A 22,417-nucleotide genomic window follows, 5' to 3' on the forward strand; every position below is an offset into this window, starting at 1 on the left:
AGTCCTCACTGTTTCACTCAGTAGATGATTAACTTCACTTGAATTCATTATCCCTATAAATAAATAAGGCCCTAATCTCTTTTAGAGGTTAGGGCCTTGAATGTTAAAATTTCGTAACGATGGTTGAGCTAATCCAGGCTTTTGTGGTTGTGCCTGGGATATAGATTTGGTACCACGTTGTGTTGTTTTCGTCTTTTGATGTTACGACTGCGCCTTTTGAATCTGTTACTAGTTTTAGATATTTGTCTTTGTTTAGTTTTGCGACAACGTTGGAATCTTTCGTTGTAGCTTTGTCACGAACGTTCGAACCGTCTCCAAGTGTGACTGCAAGATTTTGGATGTTTAAGTAATCGCTTCTTATCCATGCTTGGTCATTATTATTGAATTGGACACGGAACCAACGTCCTTTTAGGTTGCCGCTACTATCTTTGTAATCTTTGATATCCGCGTTATGACCTAAAATCGTAATCTGTTGCCCTAATGCTAATGTTCCAATTTGTTTAGACATTGCATATGGCATTGAATAGACAGGTGCAAGTAATTTTGCAGTTGCTGTGATGCCTTGATCGAATGTGTAGTAGATATCAGGCTGCTTATTATCTGCTGGGATAATATGGTCATAGTTAGCTGATACTGGCGCTGGATCAAGTGTGCTTATTGGTTGAGCTGTATAGTATTTGCTATCGTATGGTTTCATTTCTTCCATTAGTCTTGAAATGCTGCGACCCCAGTTTTGGTCTGTTGCGTATTTGGTATTCATGCCTGCGATACTGACACCATTATTATACACTCCGCCTTCTTTTAGGTAGTTGTAATAAATGCGGTCTGCATAATATTCAAGTCCATCTTTTCCTGTTGGAAAGTATAGGGCGCATGTGAATGGTGCTGAGTCATATGCTTGGTAACCAAAAAAGTTGTTTTTATATTGTGAAATGGATGAACTTCCCCAACCAGTTTCCCATATTGCGTGTGCAAGCATAAATTGAGCGTTAATGCCATATTCTGCTTGAACTTCAAGGAAAGTGGGAATCATTTTGTATAGATTGTTTGTTGTGATCGTTGTTCCTTTTTTCTTAATGAGATAGTCTTTCATTTCTTTTTCCGTGATATTGGATGTTTTTCTTAAATTTTCTGCTAGATAGTTGTTTCCAGTTTGTTCTGGTGTAATCCAAACTGTTTTACCACCGATGCTACCTTGATAATATGTTTTGCCATTAATAACTTCTGTTTTCGTTGCTGTGAAGGCTTTCGCTCGGTATTTCGCAAGTGAGCTGTAAACGACATTGTTTGTTGTGCCGTTTGAAATGTTATATGCATTACCAAAGCCTGTTAAGTAAAGTTTTAGGTTTGTTGCGGTAGATGATGTGATATCTGTTAAGGTGATTTGTTCTTTTTCTACCCAACCTACTGCTTTTGTTTTTGTACCGTCTGTTCGACTGATTTCGTAGTACGTTTTGCTATCTACTGTTGCTTGTTTGTATACATAAAAGTTTTCTTTTGTATAAGTCGTACCTGCATCGATTGTTTTGGTTAAGTCGGTTAGGTCTGAATAGATTTTGGTTGTGGTGCTTTTTAGTGTGCCGACTTTTGTAATCGCTGTTGTTTCTGGTTGTTGCGGTGTTTCTGGTTTTGATGGTTCTGTTGGTTCTTGATAATTTTTCACTTGCGTTGATGATACCCAGATGTTTGTGTTGTTGGTTGTTTTTCCTTGATACCAGATTTCATCACCTGCCTTGATTGCTTTGTTGATGATGAATTTTTGATCTCTTGTTAGTGATTTTTCTACAATGTCGTTTTTGCCACCCCATTGAATGCTGTACCCTGAACCTGTTCCATTTAAAGCTTTCGGAGTAGTTGGGACTGGGGCTGTAGATTGTGCCACCGATTTTACATCTGAACTTTTGATCCAGCCAATTTTAGCTGCAGCACTTGTTGGATGTGTGCTTAGTTGGAAATAGATATCTTTTCCGATTGTTGCTTGTTGTGTGATGTAATAGGTTTTGCCTAATTTCTTTTCTGTTGCTTGTACTGCATTTTTTAAGTTGTTGATATCCGGATAGATTTTAGCGATTTGTGTATTAATTTGGCCTAGTCTATTTACTGTTTTGAGTACAGGTTTGACCGACGTTGTTGGCTTTTTCGTTGTTAGTTGGTCAGATTTTACCCAAACTGTTTGACCATTTAGTGTGCCACTATACCATGTTTCGTCGCCTACTTTTTCAGTAGTTTTTACTTTGAATTGTTTTCCTTTATCCGTACTAAGGGATACGAAGAGGATGTTGCGCGCTCCGCCCCATGGTCTTGTGTAGCCTTTACCAGTTCCAATTATATATCTTGGCGTCGTGCTATTTTTGGTAATCGTATATGTTTTGGTTGTGAGATCTGTTGACTTTACCCAGCCAAGTGATGGTTGAGTTGTGCTTTTATAGTTGCTCACTTGGTAATAGGTTGTCTTGTTATAGATTGCCTTTTTATTTATGTAATACGTAAGCTGAAGTTTTTGGCTACCTGCTTTTGTTCCTTTTGTTGCGGTTGGAGATTTATAAATAATGGCTTTTTCAGATTTGAATTGACCGAGTTTACTAGTATTTGTTTGCTGTACTTTTTTAGATGGCTGCGTGACAGTTGTTTTAGCGTCAGCTTTTAGCGGAGGTAATGACATGGTTACAGCAGATGCGAGCATAGCCGCTGAAATGGCTGCAGCAGTTAGTTTTGCAGACGTTTTTTGTTTTGAAGACAAGTTGATCCTTCCTTTCTATGAAAATGATGGATTTTTAATAACTATAGCATGATTTTAAGTGGTTTGTATAAGGGAAAAATGGAGTTTTCTTGAAATATTGATAGGATTGAGGGGGGGTTCTCGAGAGGTTGGAGGGGTTTTTTGCGATTTAAGGGGGGTTATTTGGTAGGTTGGTGGAGTTATTCGTGAGTTAGAGGGGTGTATTCGCCAGGTTGGTGGAGTTATTCGCTAATTCGAGAGGTTTATTCGCTAGTTTGATGGATTTATTCGCTAATTCAATGGGTTTATTCGCTAGTTTGATGGGTTTATTCGCTACTTATTGAATTTTATTCGCTCTTACAACAATTTAAGTTCTTTCAAAACTCTTTTAATGAGGATCTTGGAATGCTCTGATTAGGCGCGGTTACGGATGTTGGATGATTTGTGGTTCTTTGCCGCGGGCGAGGGGGTTGAGTCTTTGGTTTTCTCGGGGATCGCTCTTGCAACAATTTAGGCTTTCTCAAACTCTTTTTTATTGAGGATCTTGAGTTGCTCTTATTGAGCGCGGCTACAGTTTTTGAGAGATTACGGGTTTCTGCCGCGGATAATGATTTTTAGCAATAAAGGTTTTTATCCATTTAAAAACCAGGAATGCTGTGTATATAACATTCCTGGTTCGTAAACTACATTTTCTTTGGCATGATTTGTTCCATGTTTGCTTTGATATCGGATTCGCTCATTTGTCCGGTGATGATTTTCTCTATTTTTCCTTCTGGATTAATGAGTAGAGTTGTTGGTAATGGATCGATATTATATGTTCTCATAACTGATTTGGTCTGATCGATTAGGACCGGAAATGTCAATTCTTTTCGGTCAATATATTTTTGTACAGAGAGTTCAGGCTCTGCGACGTTGATGGCTAGTACTTGAACACTTTTGTCTTTGTAAGTCTGATATTGCTTGTCAATCAAAGGGAATTCTTTTTCGCATGGCTTGCACCAGGTTCCCCAGAAATTGAGGAAGACACCTTGGCCTTTGTATTCAGACAATTGATGTTTGTTTCCATTCATATCGACGAGCGCAAAGTCAGGTGCTTGGTCCCCTACTTGTAACAGCTGGGCTTTGTCCTTTGTTGCTGTGTTGTAGATCGTAAAAATAATTGCCCCGACTAACACTGTTAGAATACTTAAGCGTATATAATATCGCGTTTTCTTTTTCATAGCCTCTTCCCTTCCTTGCTGATTCGAAAATTATTTACGTTTCCAAAGGACTATCAAAGAAATAGTAATAATCGTAAAAGCAATCAGTGATAGAAACGGAATCGTAATGAAACCGAGCCAATTGATGTATTGTCCAGAGCAAGGTACACCGCTTGAACATGTAGCAAATTCATGCATGGACGGGATTTTTTGTAGTGCATAGTGATAAGCAGCCGTAATCATTCCAATCACTGAAATTGGTAGAACATATTTATAAATATTTCGGTCGTTATGATAAAAAGCAATCCCGAGGAAAATGACCAAAGGATACATCATAATTCGTTGATACCAGCAAAGGGTGCATGGTATAAAACCCATATATTCACTAAAAAACAGACTTCCCCCCATTGCAATGATCGATGTAATCCATGCTAATAGTAGAGGTTTATTTATCATTTGCAGCCTCATCTACCATTTTCGCGAAATCGTTCATTGTTTGACCTTTGAATTCTTTACCTCCAATAAAGATTGCAGGTGTAGCTTGAACTTTTAATTTGTTTGCTGTTTTCATATCTTTGTCAAAAGCAGCATTTGCTTTATTTTCTTCGAATGCTTTCGCTACTTTTTCGGTATCATCTTTGCTTGCTACTTTCGATAATACGGTTTTCAAAAATTCTTCTGTCATGATATTTTCTTTGCCATCTTTTGTTGTTTGATTTTCAAATAATAGCTCGTGGAATTTCCAGAATGGTTCATTTCCAAGCTCTTTATAAACGGTTTCTGCAAATAGTGCGGCTGTTTTTGAATCAGGAGCAATAAATGCGTAGTTCATAAAGTAAAGCTTAGCCTTGCCTGTTTGGATGAATTGTTGATCGATATAAGGTAAAACATTTTTGTTGAATTCACCGCAATGTGGACATTTATAGTCACCGAATTCAATAATTTCGACTGGTGCGGATTCTTGTCCAATAAATGGTTGATCCTTATAGTCAATCGTTGCTGACGACTTCCCACTTTTTCCATTTAACACAATCAGTGCAATCACACATACGGCAATAATGCCGATAATCCAGAATATTTTCTTAGACATAAAATTTCTCCTTTTAGAACTACATTGTGTAGTGTAATGAGGTAAAAAATTTACGCAAGCGCGTAAATAAAAAAGATACAGATTAAGCTAAAGATCATAAATGATCTACAAGCTATTTCTACTGGAATCTTTATTTGACTATCTTTTAAAGGATTTAGCATATATTCGATTCTATAATTTACAGATGTATCTGCAAAAGATGCATAGATAAATGGCATCGAATCTAGCTTTCCTGCTTTCAACATTTTCAAAAGTGCACTACCTATATGCATAGATGTTGCTTGTTTTTCAATCGCCAAGTTATCGGCTAATACTTCTTGAATGATTCGATATTTTTGGTTAAACCATTTTAAAATGGGAATGTACGACATGGATGATGCACAAAGCGATAGTAAAAATATCTTAAGTGGATCATTATTCTTTTTGTGATACATCTCATGATAAATAACGGCATCCAATTCATCATCATTTAACAGATTCATCAGTCCTGTTGAGATGATGATTTTAGGGGAAATGAATCCCATTGTAATCGCAAGCGGCACAGGATAAGAAATGACCATAATGGATTCTTTTTTGAATCTGTATTGTGCATTTAAATCCATTGTGAGCTTACTCTCTCTATATTGTTGAAACTTTCTTTTCATATTCATCGTGTGAAACAATTGAGATCCCAATTTCCACAACGAGAATAATAATGTATAGACGACAAGAGCATCGAGGGCATATTCAAGTGATGACATGCCGATTGCTTTTAACGCACTATGACATACATCAACAAGATTAAATTTCATATCCCATCCGGCAAAAAACGCAATAGCGTATAAAGCCATTTGGATAAAAATAGTTCCAGAAATGAAAAGTGACACGATTAACATAGACGTTGATTGACGTTTTTCCATATGCTATCGATCCTTTTTCAATTCTTTAATCTTCATCTCAAGCTTTGCGACTAACTCATCATCTACATCTTCAAGTGCATCAAGCATATGACTTACAACCACATTGCCGAATTCATCCATCAGTTCATTTGTCATTTCTTTCGACTGCGTATCCAAAAACTCATGTCTGGATTGAACAGGCTTGTACATAGAGGATCTTCCTTCTGTTCTCTTTTGAAGAATTCCCTTTTCGACTAACCGATTCATCACCGTCATAACCGTGTTAAAGTTCATCGCTTTCTCTTTTTCAAGATTGTGTTGAACATCTTTGATGGTCATTTCATCATTGTTCCATAAAATGTCCATGATTTTGGCTTCAAGCGGTCCAAAAAAGCGATTCAATCCACTTTCATGTATCTTAAATTTACGAATTCTCATGACTAGGCCACCTCACATCGTTACATTACCCATTGTAGTGTGAGATGGATGGAACGTCAATTATTTATTCTTTGAAATCGAGATAATTGGTGATGAGGTTGGAATGAATGGAGATGGGTTTTATTGGCTAGATTTGCTGGTTTATTCGCTAGATTGGTAAGTTTATTCGCTCTTTGGAACGAGTTATTCGCTAGTTTGCCTGTTTTATTCGCTAGTTTAGCTAATTTATTCGCTACTTTCGGAATTTTATTCGCTCTTGCAACAATTTATATCCTAAGTATTCCCTTTTTAGATTACTCTGATTGGACGCGGATTTGATTCATGTATTTACTATAGGTTCTAGCCGCGAACAAAATGGGTTCCGTCCTTTGGGATTCGCTTTTTGAGAAGGTTTATTCGCTCCTTCGATTGGTTAATTCGCTCCTCTGGCTGTTTTATTCGCTAGTTCAGCTAATTTATTCGCTACTTTCGGAATTTTATTCGCTCTTGCAGCAATTTACGTCCTCTTTATTCCCTTTTTAGATTGCTCTGATTGGACGCGGATTTGATTTATACATTCACTACAGGTTCTTGCCGCGGACAAATTGAGTTGAGTCATTTGGTATTCGCTTTTGGAGAAGGTTTATTCGCTACTTTGGTTACTTTATTCGCTCCTCTTGGCGGTTTATTCGCTAGTTCAGCTAATTTATTTGCTACTTTCGGAATTTTATTCGCTCTTGTAGCAATTTACGTCCTCTTAGATACATGGGATTCACACATTTCACAAAAAAATAGTAGCACAAATCATGGATTTTGATTTGCACTACCATCGTTAGTCTATCTGTATACTTGTGATTCGAGCATGATTTGCTTACAGTTTGACATTCGTTTTATTCCAACGCTGTAATTGTATAATCAACAAGATTGCTATGAAAACCATGCCTGCTCCGCCGAGTGGAGTATAAAGTAGCCCTACTCTACTAGTGATTTGTCCCCCCACTGATGCACCGAGTGTGATGCCGATATTAAATGCTGAAATGTTTAAAGCTGACGCCAATAGAATGTCGGATGGCGCTTTTTCTTCAGCGAGCTGAACGATATATAATTGAAGACCGGGAACATTCATAAATGCAAAGATGCCCATCATAAGCACTCCAAGTGTGCCCAGATAAAAATGTTGAACAGTAAAGAATAAAAAGAGCAATGCCCCTAATAGTCCAATGAACATTTTGAGTAGCGCTGAAAGAGGATTTCTATTGGTCAGTTTACCACCGACAGTGTTCCCGATCGCTACCATGATGCCATAAACAATTAGCAGTACTACTACGCCGTTAGCTGAATAGCCAACATATTTTTCTAATAGTGGACTAAGGTAGGTATATGCAGCAAAGGTACCTCCATAACCGAAGGCGGTAGCTAATAGGGCAAACATTAGCTCTTTACTCCGTAAAATTCGTAAAATGCCTTTACTAGTTATGCGACCAGGGCTAGGCAGTTCTTTCGGAATGAGCCAAGCATCTGCTATTAAGCCAATAACACCGACTACGACGATGAACCAAAACGAAAAATGCCAGCCCATTTGTTGACCGATAAAGGTTCCAAGTGGTACACCTGTTACTGTTGCTACAGTTAATCCTGTAAACATGATGGCGATGGCACTCGCTCGTTTTGAGGGAGCAACAACATCAGCTGCTATTACGGTAGATACGGACATAAATATGCCATGTGCTAAGGCTGAAATAATGCGCCCAGCTAATAGCATTGGAAAATTGATGGCTACTGCTGCCAAAATATTTCCTATAATAAAGGTGAGCATTATACCAATCATTAGCTTTTTACGATTGATTTGACCTGTTAAAATGGTTAATATTGGTGCTCCCACAGTGACACCTAGTGCATATATTGAAACGGTTAAGCCAGCTTGTGCTAAGCTAACATTAAACGTTTCAACAATCATCGGTAAAAGACCAACGCTAATAAATTCTGTCGAACCGATAGCAAATGCACTGATGGCTAAAGCCAATAGCGTTAAAGACGGTGAGACATTGTTTTGTTTCATAATTGCTCCCTTACTTTCCTATAGTCTCCTTTAACCATGCTTCATCTGCCGGATTTGGTCCTACTCGTAATCCACGATCAAGTGATGCAATGTCTTCTAATTCCTTCTCTGTTAAAGTAAAATCAAAAACATTAATGTTTTCTTCTAAACGTTCTTTATGAACAGATTTCGGAATCACAATAGAGTTTCGGTCAAGATGCCAACGTAAAATGATTTGTGGAACAGATTTTTGATATTTGTTGACTAAAGCTTGTAGAACAGGCTCTTCAAATAATTCCTTTAATCCCTGACCTAATGGAGCCCATGCTTGATGGCAAATTCCTTCTTTCTCCATGAACGCACGTAACTCATTCTGTTGAAAGTAGGGATGCGTTTCAATTTGATTAATCATAGGTTTAATTGTAGCTGTCGCCATTAATGCTTGTAATTGGTGGATTTCAAAATTTGATACGCCAATGGCTTTTACTTTCCCTTGTAGGTATAACGTTTCTAATGCACGCCATTTTTCAACATACCCTTCGCTTGGCCAGTGAATAAGCAATAAATCTACATAATCCGTCTGTAATTTTTGTAGCGATTCTTCAAAACTATTTAACGTTTCCTCATAAGTTGTGATACTATTCCATACTTTTGTTGTTAAGAAATAGCTTGCACGCTCTTTTTGTGCTAGGGCTTTACCTAAAAATGCCTCATTGTTATAAATTTGAGCAGTGTCGAAATGACGGTAGCCTGCTTCATATGCCCAATTGACAGCATCAGTCAGTACTTCTTCATCCTCTACTAAAAATACGCCTAGTCCCATTTGCGGTACTTTATATGAATTGTCTAACATAATATTTTTCATTGTTTTGTCTCCTTCTCGATTGATGTTTTTAAGTATACGCCCACGGTACTTTTAAACAAGTAAGTACTTTAAAGTGCTATAGGCACCAAAAAGTAATAATTGTGGCTAGTAAGGGATGCGCACAATTATTTTTTCGGGAAAAAGTGCTGTTCAACGGACAAACTAAAAAAATTATGCTAAAGTGGAGGAAAATTTTTAAAACTGAAGGAGTTTTAATTCATGCAAAGTAATACCCGTTCCGATACACGAATTTATAATATTGGCGTTGAAGCTACAATGGATGTTATCGGTGGTAAATGGAAGCCCATCATTTTATGTAATCTACGTCACCAAAAGATGCGAACGAGCGAATTAAAACGAGCAATTCCTGACATTACACAAAAAATGCTTACACAGCAGTTGAGAGAACTAGAAGCTGATGGCATTATCCTACGTAAAGTGTATAATCAAGTACCACCAAAAGTAGAGTACTGTTTAAGTGATTATGGCAATAGCTTAGGTGACTTGTTGGATCTTTTATGTAGCTGGGGTGAAAAACACGTAGAAGTGTTACAACGAAATGGTCGCCAAGTGGAACTTCGCTGTGACTAGATCAACAGTTTGGCTAAGATGTGCATAAGTTTGTCTCCCTTGTCATAAACCTTTGATGTTCTATTCCTGTCTTCGCTCAGCTGCACTCCTTATCTGACTTCCGTTAGCATTTATTTTTCTTTGAAAATATGAAAAGGTCTAGAGAATACCTTCATTCTCCAGACCTTTTGTCATTTTATTTAAGCTAGTCTTTTGTAATTCCTATTCTTTGTACCATTATCAACAATTCAACTTTCTTTAAAAAAGATAAATTTTTGATAATTATCATATAATTTTATCGATTAATTGTTTGAAAACAGGTGGATTAAACTCTTGTGGCCATAGAGAAACCGTTATAATTAAAGTAACTACTATCATCGATATCCATATCTTTCTCTTATTCCCTAATTCAATACTAGCCATTTTTAACCACACAATGATTATGATACTGTTTATGATAATAATTTCTGGAATAACTAGTATCCTCGCAAGTCCTGTATATGGAAAGAACATAGCTAAGAGATGTAACATTAAAAAGGTAGGTAAAATTGCTAACAAGAATTTTAATATTTTTTTGTCCATTTCTTTCTCCTTCCTTGCTATTGGATTGTTAACACAGCCGTTATTTTGGTAAACACCTAATTTTCCTTTTTCCCCCTAATATCCAATAACAATATAGACTTAAAATGCAAAAACTTTAAACTCAATCAACCTGTATAAAGAGAAATAATAGACCAACAATAAAATGCAATCAATAGTAAAATGATAAGAACTCTTAACAACATTTTTACGCACACCTCGCATTAAAAAATGATTCTCAAACTATACCAAATTTTAGCTAATCTTACTTTATGAATAAGCCTGTCCCAAGGTTATGCAAAAGTTAACTGACCGCTTTCTCGTTTATCATCGGCAATTCATAGGCTATTTTTTTGCTTTATCATGAGATATTCAAAATTTTCCTTATAATACAAATTAACGCTTGTCCCTTGATTTTTTTTTAAGCGATTGTGAGTAATGTTTTAATAAAAGATTTTCTAGAAAAACACTATGTAGCCACACAATAAAAGAAACCTTGAAAGGCATTAGCCCATCAAGGTTTTCCATCACTATTTTTTCCAATCATACCCCAAGTCAATAAATTGAACATCCATATTAACAAGTCCTTTATCTTCAAGAAAAGTACTTAAGTCTTGGAACTCATTTAAGGAAAGCTCCTCATTTTTCCACGATGCTTCACATTCATCACAGATGTAAATAATCAAATCTAACTCAACAACTCTAGATTTATAAACTAGTCCATTACCGTCACATCGAGGACAAACTATCTTTCCATTAAAAGTCTGCATTTTCTCTCTCCTCATTTACAATGCTTTCTCTATGGAGATACTGGATAGGCTGTAATAATTTCATGATTTCTAATTATCTGGAACCTAGTGTCTCCATGCCATATTCTAGTTTATAATTCCATCCACAATTTGCGTTAATTTTTTCAATTAAAGGATGTTACTTTACAATACACTCAGGAGCAAAATTTACAAACACAGAGTCTGTTCCATCATCCATCATTCTTTTTAATTCTCTCCCCAGTGAATAATTAGAATTCGGTTCTGTTTGCAATACACAAATGATATTTCCACCTTCTCCTTGTGCAAGACAGGTTAATTGTAAGTAGTCAGTATTATCATATATAAAAGATACTATATAATCATAGAAATCTTCTTCACAATTATTCACTCCATAAACCCTAACTATGGCTCCACTCCAAATTTGAGTATCGTCTGAAATTCCCCTTACAGGAATCCAATCACTCTTAAGCATCCCAATATATCCTTTCTTTTTAACTTTTAAATTATGACCACCAGATGCATCAGCAGGTTAAGTAGGTTTAAAATCAAAATCAACCTCCCCTTGATGTTTTCCTTTGCTCAATGTAATTGACGGTATAGAACATCAACATAATATCAGGTGAATACTACATAACTACTTTGAAAAATCTTCAACATAAAGTCCTAGTTCTTCAATTAAGGAAATCATAGAATCTAAAGACTTTGAAGTGTGAATACTCATTAAATAATCATATCCAATAAATATTTTCATTTTCCTATTATAAAAAATCTTTGAACCTATATCCTCTCTAAGTAGCAATCTACAAAAAACATCTATATATTCTTTTTCTAAAGTGTCATTATTCTTTTCACTCGAATAATACTCTATCATCTCTTTAGAATAAAGTTCATGATAGTCGCTTATTAAATTTTTAAACATTTCCAACGGGAAACTTCGTATTACATCGGTTACCGTTAGATAAGGTACATTTAAATATTCCATGATCAAACGTATTACACTAATATAACTATCTTCAGTTTTTTTATAGCTTTCAATCGTTAGTTCCTTTCCATTGAAGACTTTACCAATATCACTAATTGCCGTCCAATCTTCTTTCAAATATATCCCCTCATCATTTCTAAATTGCGGGTTATATTTTGTAATACGATATTTATACATTTAATCACATACCCTGTTTAAATTTTTATGATAGATGCCCCGAACTGTAGCTAACTCAATTATTGATTAATGAAGCCTATCATTCGACATTGCCTATTACCATTTTAGGTAATATTGTAAAAAAGACTTTGAGATAGTTACCTCAAAGTCTATAATTAGCCTAATTTTTTATAATGTATTTAACCCATCCTTGTTTTATTATTACTTCAACTTCAGGCTTTACTACTTCCACCTCATCTTCTTTAAATATACCACTAGATAATTCTTCAATATTATTCCATTGTGACATACATTCAGAACATCGAAGTAATAGTTTTTCGTTGTTTTTGTCTTTTACTATTTCTACCCATCCTTGGTTACAAGCTTTACACCATTTAACTTTAAATTCATAATTGTTCATTTAAGTTTACTCCTTACCTTCCATTTTAAGAAGAGTGTACCTATGCTTCCTGATTTTCTATCTTCAACAATTGTAATATAGTTAAATTTCTCTTTTATTACTTTAAATTCCTTTGTATTTCTATATTCTTACACCAAATTTCTAATTCCATAGGTACCATCAAAATTTTGAAATGAAGAAACTTTTCTCCCTCAATTTCGACCTCATCTACCTCTATATCCTTTAAGCTATACGAAATTTGTCTCGTACTTAATTCCCTAACAGGCTTATCCTTTGCAAACGCAACCCAATGATTGAAACTAGATTTATAACAGCTTAAAAAATGATAAATAACTTCCGATTTTTCTTTGATACTACTGTCATCATAAACAAGCGTAATCTCATCAGCAAAGTAATTACATTCTAATTTAATTGCTTCTGCGTCCCAATAATGTAATTCTTCCATCTTTCCCTGGATTTCTTTTGCATTCATACTTTAAACTCACTTACTTTCTATATGGAATATGAGAATTTGGATTTTTCATACTCTACAATATTCCCGTTAAATAGTTGCTTGAAGCAACTTACCATAACCATAATCTAGTTTTTTCTTCAACCAAACTACTTCGTTACTCAAATAAGAAAAATGCATCTCCACTTAATGTAGATATGCACCCGTTACTTAAATAAGGATTATAGATTCCAATCGTCAGGATCGTCATAAGGGTTTGCATACAAATCAATGTCAAATTCGGCATTTATACTATTTGCGAAATCAATTTGTTCATTATCAAGGTGCAAACCAGGTGTTTCCCCATTTTCCATAATAATTACGATTGAGAAATCACATTCAAGTTTATACTTCTTTTTTAACTCATTTATGATAGCTGCTTTATTTTTTAATGGTTCCAAAATTTGGTCCATTTGTTCCTTTACATCATATGATTCTTGATAGCCTGTACCTAATTTCCAGACTGTCTCTCTTCGAAATTGAGTTTTCGTTGATGTAACATTAGGATTATGCGGTCTTACTATGGCATCACCCTGTTTATAGGAATTGGTTGGTTCAATTCCCAACGATTTGGTCACACAATCTATTGGAAATGTATCTCCATATATGCTGAAGTAAACCATTACTTTTGTTTTTTCCAAATTTCAATCCCCCTCCTATATACCAAATTTGTCCTTTAATAGTTAGTGCTTTTCATTATCATGAATTTTAATTATTTGCTTTATACCATGCTTAGATTTGTCCTACTGCTTTTCTTATATCTTTTTTGATACGCATTAACTAACATTTGTTGTGCCCTATATGCCAATCAAGGTTAAATTTTCAACTATAGAATATTATATTTAGCAAAAAAGCTTTTTTGTCTGGTAATGAAGATAAAAAATAGTACTCGACAAGTCCCTCGTTTTCTTCCCTGCAATAAATGGCTGAAGAATATTCCAAAAATGTTATTAAGGAATGAAACAAAATCTTAATCTCAATTAAGTTAAACTCCCTCAATTTTATTTTTAGTATGAACTTATTTTCTTCATAGCCTAATTTATAACTTAAAACATTTTCTTGTCTTTCGAGGAAATCATTTGTTTCAGACCAAATTCCAATTTCATATTCACAATTTAATTTCTTAGCAAGACTTAGTATAGTCTCCTTATCCATATTTCCTCCTGGTTTTAATTTTATTTTTTTGGTTTTGATTATATCTTCCATCAAGGGCTGGAGAGTGAATAGAACAATACCCCCTCTTTCATTAAAACTACTTAGTTACCCCCCATAAGAAAAGTTTGAACGATTACCTATTCACAGATAACCGTCCAAGCTTGTTTCTATTTACCTTTTAGGAGTTTATTAATTAAATTGACACTTTCCAGCATGTATTGGTTTAATTGTTTTATTTCCTTACATTTTTTCTGGAAAATTAAATCCGACCAATTATAGTTCTCTACAATACAAATATTGAAGCTACCAGCTTCATCAAACTCGGGATACCACCCAACATCAATCAGATATTTATCATAGTAATTCACCTGAAACAAATCTTCTTTAAGAGAAAATAGTTGCTCCTTTAATGGCACTTCTATATTAAAATCTAAACCATTATACACAACTTCGCCTGGTTCAAAATTAATATTTTTAAACATTTAATACCTCCATTAAACTTTGTGATAAGTTATTATTCAATGAGTACCCTTTTAGCAAGAATCCCATCCATTTAATCCATATGAATCTTGTAATATGTAGTAATTATAACTATTCTCTCTAATATAATTAATCATTTCCTATACATACTCATAATCCATAGGCCAACAATAATCTTTCGCTTTATCTAATAAATCTTTATTTTCTAAAGCAAACGTATTGACTTCTCCTTTAACTATATCTAAAAGTATGCTATCAGGTAACTGGTCTTCAAAATGAAAAGCAAAAAAATCTTCAAACAAACTTTTCACTTGTTCTTCTTTTTCGTTCAATACTTTTATATCTATTTTTAAGCTATCAAAATCTATTTTATAATTTTAAATTTCACTATCGTGAATTGTATTTGTATCTATGAGGAAAAATACGAATAAGTGAGGGGAACACATGACCATACTAAATATTTTATTTCTTAATATTTTTCAATTGCTTTTCAAGAGACCAATTTTTTGGTTTTTGACTGTTATCTACCCATATAGCCCCTCTTTTAATCCATTTATCTAGATATTCTTCAAAAGTTAAACCTTGATCTAAATCATCATATCCCGATTGGAAACCACAACAATCGCAAATTATAAAGTTTGGTTTATCTTCTTCCAAATATTGCGGCCATTCTAATTTATCAAAACCACAAACTTTACATGTAAACATTTTTTCACCAACTTACTTTAAATTTTGAAAATATTTAAAACCATTATTTGGTTTAAAGAAAGTTTCGATCTCTTTTTCATTAGATTAAATTTTCATAAGTTACATCATTTATCTTGATAGCCTTCGCTTCAATAAATAGAATAGCACTCCAAATTTCTAACACAAAATTGGCTTTGGAAAAATACTCACTCCCCCAGTCATTTGTAAGGGAGTTAATAATAATATCTCCAATTCCTGAAGAATAGTAATCAACAGATGTTAGTTCTAAATAATCTCCATCTTCTACTTCATAAAAAGAAAATCTATTGCTTCCATTGTTTTTAAGATAATAATGGGAGGATACATCAATAAAATTCACTTCAAAGTCATTAACATTACCATCTTCTATTACTTCAACAGATAAAGTTATCTTCCCATTTAAAAAATCAAAATCTAACTTTTTAATTTTTCCTGCCCAAAGTTGATTTAATTGAAGTTGTAAATCTTTCATCAAATTAATTCACTCCCCATTAATAGAGTTTACTATTTTGATATAGCTGTTTAACTTATTTCCTAAGTATTTCAAGAATCCACCAAATTATCTTGTGATGTCCTTCTAGTCTCGAGGGTATTTCATCAATACTTATTATAGTAGCCTCTTCGGTGTCATCATCTCTATAAATGTGATAAGAACCATCCAATGGAATTTGAAATACTATTCTCTATTTGTTTAAAAACATTTGGCAAATACTCTTGAGGCCAAAGATACATAGGTACAATCAAAGTTATTAGTATCATTGCTCCCCATACCAAACGCTTATAAATCTTTTTTAAATGACTAGCCACCGTTAGCCCTACAATAATTACTATTATATTTATGATAAAAATTAGTGGAAGGATTATGATTATCCCCAATCCTGTTGCCCAAAAAAACATATTTAATAGGTGTAACATTAAAAAAGTAGGGAGTAAGGCTAACAAGAATGTTAAAATTTTTTGTTCCATCGCTCTCTCCTTTAAATTCTATAAAGAAATTAAGTTCTTTTACTTTTTTGTCACAATCAGCTTGAAAATTGGAATGATAGACTTTTTTAGTTAGTAAACATTTATCGAATTCTTCTATCTAATACAATAATTAACAAACATATTAACAACACAAACAAAATTATTATACTTTCTTTTACCCCCATAAAAAAACCAAAAATAGAACAACAATAAAATGCAACCAATAATGCAATGATAAGACCTCTTGACAACAAATTTACATACACCTCGCATTAATAATATTTCTCAAACTATATCAAATTTTTTCTAGCATCATTTTTTGAACAAACCTATTCCATACTATTATTCAACCATTGCTTCTACTAAATAAATTAATCCTTAAAAGTCTATTTCTACGAAAAAAGCAAAAAACCGCACGACAAAGTGTGTGTAGCTAAATAGTTACTTAGGCACTTCGGTAGTCTGGCGATCCAGTTGGACCTATGACTTTGAGTCCCACCTTTCGACGGGTTTACCTTTTTGTTTTTTGTATAATTTTTCCTAGTAAATTATACTAATAACAGTTAATTTTTACTATATTTTAAATAATATTTTACAAAAAAATAATTTTAACCTTCTTGATGTAACTACCACTAAAAAAACGAGATTACCTCATATTGAAGGTAATCTCGTTTTTGTTAGTTATACATGTTGATCAGTTTGCCACTGATCCATACTTTTTTGGTCGAGCCTGGTTTGTAGATTTGGTACCAAGTGGTTTTGCTTTTATCTTTCTTTGTTACGTATTTGTTGTCCTTTTTGACAAATTTGACTGGTGTGTTTTTGTTAACGGATGCGACTTGTGTATATTTTGTATCCGCTCCATTTCTCAGGTTTGCGGTGTCGCTTGTGAAACCTAGGTTTGAAACTGCGATTTGGTCGCTGCGAACCCATGCTTGTTTATCACTATATTGGATACGGTACCAGCGAACTGTTTTACCACTTTTATTTTTGAAATCTCGGACGTCTGTGTGATACGCCTTGATTGTCATGTTCTTACCTTTTTTGTAGGTACCATATTGTGCTGAATAGATGTATGGAAGGCTGTAAACTGTTGCCCCTTCTGCTACATCGACTGTTGCTGAGATGGCTGATGGCATTTTGCGATATTGTTCTGGTTGTGCGCCTTTTTCTGGAATGACGTTATCGTATTCTTTTGGTGCTTGGAATACCTTTGTGCTCGCTACTTTGTCACTGTAATCAGAGCTTTTATATGGTTTCATTTGTGCCATTAGATTGGCGATTTTTTCACTCCAGCCTTTGTCTGTTGCGTATTTGACGTTCATGCCTAACAATGTTGGGCCATTGTAATATGGTCCTGTTGTTGTTAAGTAATCACGATAAATTTTATAGGCGTATGCGTTTAGTCCATCTTTACCTGTTGGGAAGTATTTTGCACAGGTAAGCGCGCATGTGTCATATGCTTGGTAGCCAAAATAGTTATTTTTGTATTGTGAAATAGTGGAACTGCCCCACCCAGTTTCTAAGATAGCATGTGCGAACATAAATTGTGCGTTAATGCCTGCTTCTTTTTGTAATGTGATAAATGTTGGTGCTAATTTGTAAAGGACATTATTTGGCAATTTCCCTTTACTTAATAAGAATGCACGCATTTCATTAACTGTAATGTCGGATGCTTTTCGAAGGTTGAGTGCAATATATGGGTTTGTTTCAACGTATGCTGCTGAAATCCAAACGGTTTTACCATCTAGTGTACCTTGGTGCCATGTGGCTGTGCCGATTTTTTCGGTACGTATGATTTTAAATGCTTTCGCACGATAGTCACTTAATGTGAAAACCTTGTTTTTCGTACCGCCCCAAGGCATGTTATACGCTTGTCCTGTACCCGCTATGTATGCAGTGGATTTTGTCTTATTAAGCAGTGTACGTGTGTTGCGTTGCAAGTCAGTTGATAATACCCAACCGATTTCTTTAGATCCTTGGAATAATTGATAGTACGTTTTTTTGTTAATACTCGTTTTGTTTTTTGCGTAATAGGCTATGCCCGTGTAGGTTGTGTCGGCTAATACGAAGTCGTCCATGTTGTCAGGGCTTTTGTAGATTTTGTCGGTTTTCGATTTAATGTGGGCAATCTCGTTGACCTCTGTTTTAGCAAAAGATTCCGATTCTTCTGCTGAGGCTTGTCCGTGAGTGATAAATACTGTGGATAGTACGAATGTTAGGATCATGATGATTGTTTTAATAGTCCTACTCATAGTTCTCTCCTTCCAGGGAATTTGTTATATATGGTTATTGTAACCGAAATTGGTAGTGATTTAAACACAAGTGGGGATATTATATCAGAAGTTGTCGAGGGGAGGGGGGGTCACAATGGGTCGGTAGGATGAAAATTGATTTAGATTTAGATTCGGCTTGGGATTAATTAATCCGAACAGGTTTCGACGGGACTTAAGTTGTTCTGGACGTGAATTCAATTCTTTTTCCGTGGATTGATGTCCGAATTTCATGGATTGGGGTTTGGATTTCGCGGATTGAACTCCAGATTTCGTGAATTGAACTCCGGATTTCTCGGATTGAAAGCCTTATTTCGATGGATATCCCTGTAAATTGATTTTTCATATAACAACATTCGGATATTATGTTTAGCTTCTGAATATTTACGTTCGCAAAAATTTCACACAAATTGCGTAAAACTAAATTTCGTATGCATTAGTTGGTATTTTTATGTTATTTTTCATTAAATTCAATAAAAAAACATTATTTTTATCTACAATAATCTCTTACTTTTCCTTAGTAGTTTTGCATGAAATGAAAATCCTCTTTATACTTTGACTAATAATTGAAGATGGAGGGGGTAGTTTTTGATTGTTAAACCTTATTCTGAAACACACTATTTAGAGGCATTAAACAATTTGATTCGTAGGCTTGTGTTATCAAATCCAAAGAAGGAAGAATTAGAAAATGAATATAAGCGGATTAAGGCAGGAGATATAGGCGAAAAAGTTGTAATGGAATCTCTTGAGCAGTTTCAACTCCCCTATGATTTTTTTATCTTTCATAATCTTTCTTTACTATTAGAAAGTAAAATTCAGATTGATGTATTATTCTTGACTCCTTATTATGTCGTTATTTTTGAAGTAAAGAATATTAAGGGTGATATTGAGTTGAGGCATAATCCAAGACAGCTTGTTCGAACCCTTTCAAATGGTCAAGTTCACGTATTCAACAGCCCGGAGCCTCAATTAGAAGAATATGTTCACCAGCTTAAAAGATTTTTCTTGAATAAAGGAACTAATATCCCTGTATATGGTGCGGTGATTTTTCCATTTACATCGAGTTTCATCAAACAAACTTCTAATAAAACAACCATTTTGTTAAAAAATGAAATAAAACCATTCTTGCGAAATATACCTATAAAGACTTCATTTCTTACTAATAAAGGGCTTGAACACATGAAAGGCTATTTTCTAGATAGTCACACAGAATTTTCCCCATACCCATTAATAGATCGATACAATATTCCACGCGAGGATATTTTAAACGGTGTGCTTTGTAAAAAGTGTGGAGAATTAGGAATGAAAAAATTTTCTCATTATTGGTTTTGCCCAAGCTGTCATTTCAAAAATGTGACTGCACATGAAGAGGCAATATATGATTATTTCAAGATAATAAATCATACGATTACCAATACAAAATGTAGAGAATTTCTTGGCATTAGTAATCCAAATCAATTCTACAGAATGATTAAAAAAATGAATTTGAATAGTGTTGGGAAGAATAGGCATACCATTTATTCGCTTCCGGAACATAGAAAATAATTCGCTTCGAATCGACTTCGGTTGGTGGCCGAATTTTGTGGATTGAACTTCCCTTTTCGTGGATTGAGGCCTCCTTTTCATGGATTGGCCAGCTTTTTTCGTGGATTGGTCTCCTTTTCGTGGATAGACCAGCTTTTTTCGTGGATTGAGGTCTCCTTTTCGTGGATAGACCAGCTTTTTTCGTGGATTGACCATCAATTTTCGTGGATTGCTCTCCTTTTCGTGGATTGACCATCGATTTTCGTGGATTGCTCTCCTTTTCGTGGATTGGTCTTCATTTTTCGTAGATAGACCATCGATTTTCATGGATTAGTCTTCATTTTTCGTAAAATACTAATGGTGGATCAGATATTCCTAATATTAATCTCCAAACAAAAAACCAGCCTCAATTCTGAGGCTGGTTTTCATTTATAAGAATGGTTTTTCCTTGTTTTCTTCAATTGTTTGTTCGATTAGGTTACGCCACTTGTTGTAGTAGATTTCTGGTGTGTATGATTCTTTGATTAGGTTAAAGGCATTATCGCCCATGAGTTTTGCTTCTGCTGGATTATCTAATACTTTTTTGATGCGGTCTGCTAATGCTTCGATGTCGCCGTCTGGTACGAGATAACCGGTTTCGCCGTCTTTGATGATTTGGGCTGGGCCGTAATTGATTTCGTAGCTGACTACTGGAGTATGGTTGGCGAATGATTCGAGCATAACCAGACTGAATCCTTCTGCTTTTGATGTTACGAGTGAGACAGCAGATTTGGCAAATACTTCGTCCGTACGATTTGTGTAGCCTTTTAGTTTGACGCTATGATGCACTTTTAATTTTTTGATTAATTTTTTTAGTTCGGCTTCTTCGTTGCCTGCTCCGTAGATTTCGAGTTTGGCACCTGGAACATCACGTGCTACCTCTAGGAATGCTTCGATGGCTTGGTCGATCCGTTTGTCTTTTGTATAACGTGCTACAAGTGATACAAGTAGTGGATCTTTTTCTACTTTTGCTACAGGTAGCTCGACACTATTTGGAATAACACTGATATTACCACGGTTGCCAATTTCTTTGTGTAAGTCCTGTTGTTGTTGCTCAGTTAAAACAACAACTGGGTAGCCTTTTGGAATAATGTCCAAAATTGGTTGTACTGCTTCGCGATATGAGCTACCAATAGTGTAAGGTTCTTCAAAATGGTTTGAGTGAAGCATATAAATTTTGAATGCTAAATCATCGTCCATTTCAATAACACGTTCTGCTGTTGCTGCTCCGTCTACAATCACAACTGGTTTGACTACTTCTGTACGACATAGTTCTTCAAGCCAGTACGTTTGGAATTCTTTACGATTCGCAAAATCCTCTACTTTTTTGTGAGATGGATCGAATAAGTAGATGCGTTGTTGTTTTCCGGTTTCGTAGTTAAACCACATCGTTAAAAAGCAGAAGCCATCAGGAGTAAAGAAGCGTTCTTGGTTCTTTTTGTTGTTGGCTGGGTGATACAATGTTTCGCGAATTTTAAAGCCATCCTTGTGGAATTCTTCGCGGCGATTACGAACACGGTTTTCATCGAAATAGTCGATGAATTTTAGGATACCGTCATCGTCCCATTGTTTATATTTGATATAGGTGCCATTCATGAAATAGCGAGCAAAATAGTCACCATCTTGTACCCAATAGTCACCTTCATATTTTTTTACATTTTGTTCGTAACGTTCTTTTTGCTCATTTGATACTTCTTTTGAAGAAAATTTTTGGCGATAGTAATCGTAGACATTGATGATGTCCACGTCTTTATTAAGTTGTCCAGTCGCACGTAGTTCTGATGCGATTTCTTGGTAGTTCATTTTAAAGTCCATTGTGAGCAAGACGGAACGGTAGTCTTTGTTTGAGAATAGTGCTGAGCGGTGAAGCATCACTTTATTAACGCCGCCTTTTTCAACATCCATATCCCATGCTGTCATAAATATTGTTCTTTTCATTAGAGAGTCACATCCTTTTGCAATATGTAAGAAAAAAGAGTGAATCACGGATTGATAGAAGTTCAACCCGTGATTTAGTAATTGGTGTGTCATTGAATGTTTCTGTTTGCAACTTGCGAATGCAAGGTCGGATTTTTACAGA

General features: G+C 35.0%; 25 protein-coding genes and 1 riboswitch. Of the genes, 2 read left to right on the forward strand and 23 right to left on the reverse strand.

The features are described from left to right. Positions 1-103 precede the first annotated feature (103 nt). The 8 genes from ABE048_RS17385 to ABE048_RS17420 form a co-directional block, all read right to left on the reverse strand. Positions 104-2,740: a glucosaminidase domain-containing protein gene (locus tag ABE048_RS17385; protein WP_430312534.1), complete on the reverse strand. Its 2,637-nt coding sequence runs from the start codon at positions 2,738-2,740 to the stop codon at positions 104-106. Positions 2,741-3,402: 662 nt separating this feature from the next. Continuing rightward, positions 3,403-3,939 carry a thiol-disulfide oxidoreductase ResA gene (gene resA / locus ABE048_RS17390; RefSeq protein ID WP_430312535.1) on the reverse strand — a complete coding sequence of 179 codons (537 nt, stop codon included), beginning with the start codon at positions 3,937-3,939 and terminating at the stop codon, positions 3,403-3,405. Positions 3,940-3,969: 30 nt separating this feature from the next. Further along, positions 3,970-4,371, reverse strand: coding sequence for a disulfide oxidoreductase (locus tag ABE048_RS17395; RefSeq protein ID WP_430312566.1), 402 nt, complete (start codon positions 4,369-4,371; stop codon positions 3,970-3,972). Next, positions 4,364-5,008 (reverse strand): DsbA family protein, encoded by a 645-nt coding sequence (locus tag ABE048_RS17400; RefSeq protein ID WP_430312536.1) that lies wholly within the window; start codon positions 5,006-5,008, stop codon positions 4,364-4,366. Before ABE048_RS17400 ends, ABE048_RS17395 begins: the two co-directional genes overlap by 8 nt. Before the next feature lie 50 nt (positions 5,009-5,058). Next, positions 5,059-5,907 (reverse strand): M56 family metallopeptidase, encoded by an 849-nt coding sequence (locus ABE048_RS17405; protein WP_430312538.1) that lies wholly within the window; start codon positions 5,905-5,907, stop codon positions 5,059-5,061. A 3-nt stretch (positions 5,908-5,910) separates the two neighbouring features. Continuing rightward, complete coding sequence (locus ABE048_RS17410; RefSeq protein ID WP_430312539.1) at positions 5,911-6,324, reverse strand: BlaI/MecI/CopY family transcriptional regulator; 414 nt, start codon at positions 6,322-6,324, stop codon at positions 5,911-5,913. Between the two features lie 850 nt (positions 6,325-7,174). Beyond that, positions 7,175-8,362, reverse strand: a complete 1,188-nt coding sequence (locus ABE048_RS17415) for an MFS transporter (protein WP_430312541.1) — start codon at positions 8,360-8,362, stop codon at positions 7,175-7,177. Positions 8,363-8,372: 10 nt separating this feature from the next. Further along, positions 8,373-9,206, reverse strand: a complete 834-nt coding sequence (locus ABE048_RS17420; protein WP_430312542.1) for an aldo/keto reductase — start codon at positions 9,204-9,206, stop codon at positions 8,373-8,375. Between the two features lie 219 nt (positions 9,207-9,425). Here ABE048_RS17420 and ABE048_RS17425 point away from each other — a divergent pair, with 219 nt between their 5' ends. Next, positions 9,426-9,797: a winged helix-turn-helix transcriptional regulator gene (locus ABE048_RS17425; protein WP_430312543.1), complete on the forward strand. Its 372-nt coding sequence runs from the start codon at positions 9,426-9,428 to the stop codon at positions 9,795-9,797. A gap of 264 nt (positions 9,798-10,061) precedes the next feature. On the opposite strand, the gene ABE048_RS17430 is transcribed toward ABE048_RS17425, so the two are convergent. The 14 genes from ABE048_RS17430 to ABE048_RS17495 all read right to left on the reverse strand — a co-directional run bounded on the left by ABE048_RS17430 (position 10,062) and on the right by ABE048_RS17495 (position 18,756). Further along, complete coding sequence (locus ABE048_RS17430; protein ID WP_430312544.1) at positions 10,062-10,358, reverse strand: hypothetical protein; 297 nt, start codon at positions 10,356-10,358, stop codon at positions 10,062-10,064. Between the two features lie 527 nt (positions 10,359-10,885). After that, positions 10,886-11,125, reverse strand: coding sequence for a 3'-5' exonuclease (locus tag ABE048_RS17435; RefSeq protein ID WP_430312545.1), 240 nt, complete (start codon positions 11,123-11,125; stop codon positions 10,886-10,888). A gap of 157 nt (positions 11,126-11,282) precedes the next feature. Beyond that, positions 11,283-11,597, reverse strand: a complete 315-nt coding sequence (locus tag ABE048_RS17440; RefSeq protein WP_430312546.1) for a hypothetical protein — start codon at positions 11,595-11,597, stop codon at positions 11,283-11,285. A 162-nt stretch (positions 11,598-11,759) separates the two neighbouring features. Further along, complete coding sequence (locus ABE048_RS17445) at positions 11,760-12,224, reverse strand: hypothetical protein (RefSeq protein ID WP_430312547.1); 465 nt, start codon at positions 12,222-12,224, stop codon at positions 11,760-11,762. Positions 12,225-12,444: 220 nt separating this feature from the next. Beyond that, complete coding sequence (locus tag ABE048_RS17450) at positions 12,445-12,684, reverse strand: hypothetical protein (protein ID WP_430312548.1); 240 nt, start codon at positions 12,682-12,684, stop codon at positions 12,445-12,447. A 97-nt stretch (positions 12,685-12,781) separates the two neighbouring features. Then, positions 12,782-13,156 carry a hypothetical protein gene (locus ABE048_RS17455; protein ID WP_430312549.1) on the reverse strand — a complete coding sequence of 125 codons (375 nt, stop codon included), beginning with the start codon at positions 13,154-13,156 and terminating at the stop codon, positions 12,782-12,784. A 200-nt stretch (positions 13,157-13,356) separates the two neighbouring features. After that, on the reverse strand, positions 13,357-13,815 hold the full coding sequence (locus ABE048_RS17460; protein ID WP_430312551.1) for a DUF4279 domain-containing protein: 459 nt from the start codon (positions 13,813-13,815) through the stop codon (positions 13,357-13,359). Between the two features lie 181 nt (positions 13,816-13,996). Continuing rightward, positions 13,997-14,329 carry a hypothetical protein gene (locus ABE048_RS17465; protein ID WP_430312552.1) on the reverse strand — a complete coding sequence of 111 codons (333 nt, stop codon included), beginning with the start codon at positions 14,327-14,329 and terminating at the stop codon, positions 13,997-13,999. A gap of 167 nt (positions 14,330-14,496) precedes the next feature. Next, positions 14,497-14,811 (reverse strand): hypothetical protein, encoded by a 315-nt coding sequence (locus ABE048_RS17470; RefSeq protein WP_430312553.1) that lies wholly within the window; start codon positions 14,809-14,811, stop codon positions 14,497-14,499. Between the two features lie 138 nt (positions 14,812-14,949). Beyond that, on the reverse strand, positions 14,950-15,141 hold the full coding sequence (locus ABE048_RS17475) for a hypothetical protein (RefSeq protein ID WP_430312554.1): 192 nt from the start codon (positions 15,139-15,141) through the stop codon (positions 14,950-14,952). A gap of 130 nt (positions 15,142-15,271) precedes the next feature. Beyond that, positions 15,272-15,517 (reverse strand): hypothetical protein, encoded by a 246-nt coding sequence (locus tag ABE048_RS17480; RefSeq protein WP_430312555.1) that lies wholly within the window; start codon positions 15,515-15,517, stop codon positions 15,272-15,274. 79 nt (positions 15,518-15,596) lie between these two features. Continuing rightward, positions 15,597-16,007, reverse strand: a complete 411-nt coding sequence (locus ABE048_RS17485; RefSeq protein WP_430312556.1) for a YxiG family protein — start codon at positions 16,005-16,007, stop codon at positions 15,597-15,599. Positions 16,008-16,171: 164 nt separating this feature from the next. After that, positions 16,172-16,501 (reverse strand): hypothetical protein, encoded by a 330-nt coding sequence (locus ABE048_RS17490; protein ID WP_430312557.1) that lies wholly within the window; start codon positions 16,499-16,501, stop codon positions 16,172-16,174. A gap of 453 nt (positions 16,502-16,954) precedes the next feature. After that, positions 16,955-17,027, reverse strand: a riboswitch (cyclic di-GMP riboswitch). 151 nt (positions 17,028-17,178) lie between these two features. Further along, on the reverse strand, positions 17,179-18,756 hold the full coding sequence (locus ABE048_RS17495; RefSeq protein ID WP_430312558.1) for a glucosaminidase domain-containing protein: 1,578 nt from the start codon (positions 18,754-18,756) through the stop codon (positions 17,179-17,181). Positions 18,757-19,362: 606 nt separating this feature from the next. Between ABE048_RS17495 and ABE048_RS17500 the strand changes: the two genes are divergently transcribed. Then, entirely contained in the window at positions 19,363-20,319 is a 957-nt protein-coding gene (locus ABE048_RS17500) for a nuclease-related domain-containing protein (protein WP_430312559.1), read from the forward strand. Between the two features lie 408 nt (positions 20,320-20,727). On the opposite strand, the gene ABE048_RS17505 is transcribed toward ABE048_RS17500, so the two are convergent. After that, positions 20,728-22,275: a glycosyltransferase gene (locus tag ABE048_RS17505; protein ID WP_430312560.1), complete on the reverse strand. Its 1,548-nt coding sequence runs from the start codon at positions 22,273-22,275 to the stop codon at positions 20,728-20,730. Between the last annotated feature and the right edge of the window lie 142 nt (positions 22,276-22,417).

This window comes from Rummeliibacillus pycnus, assembly GCF_050459865.1.
Classification (GTDB): Bacteria; Bacillota; Bacilli; order Bacillales_A; family Planococcaceae; genus Rummeliibacillus; species Rummeliibacillus pycnus_B.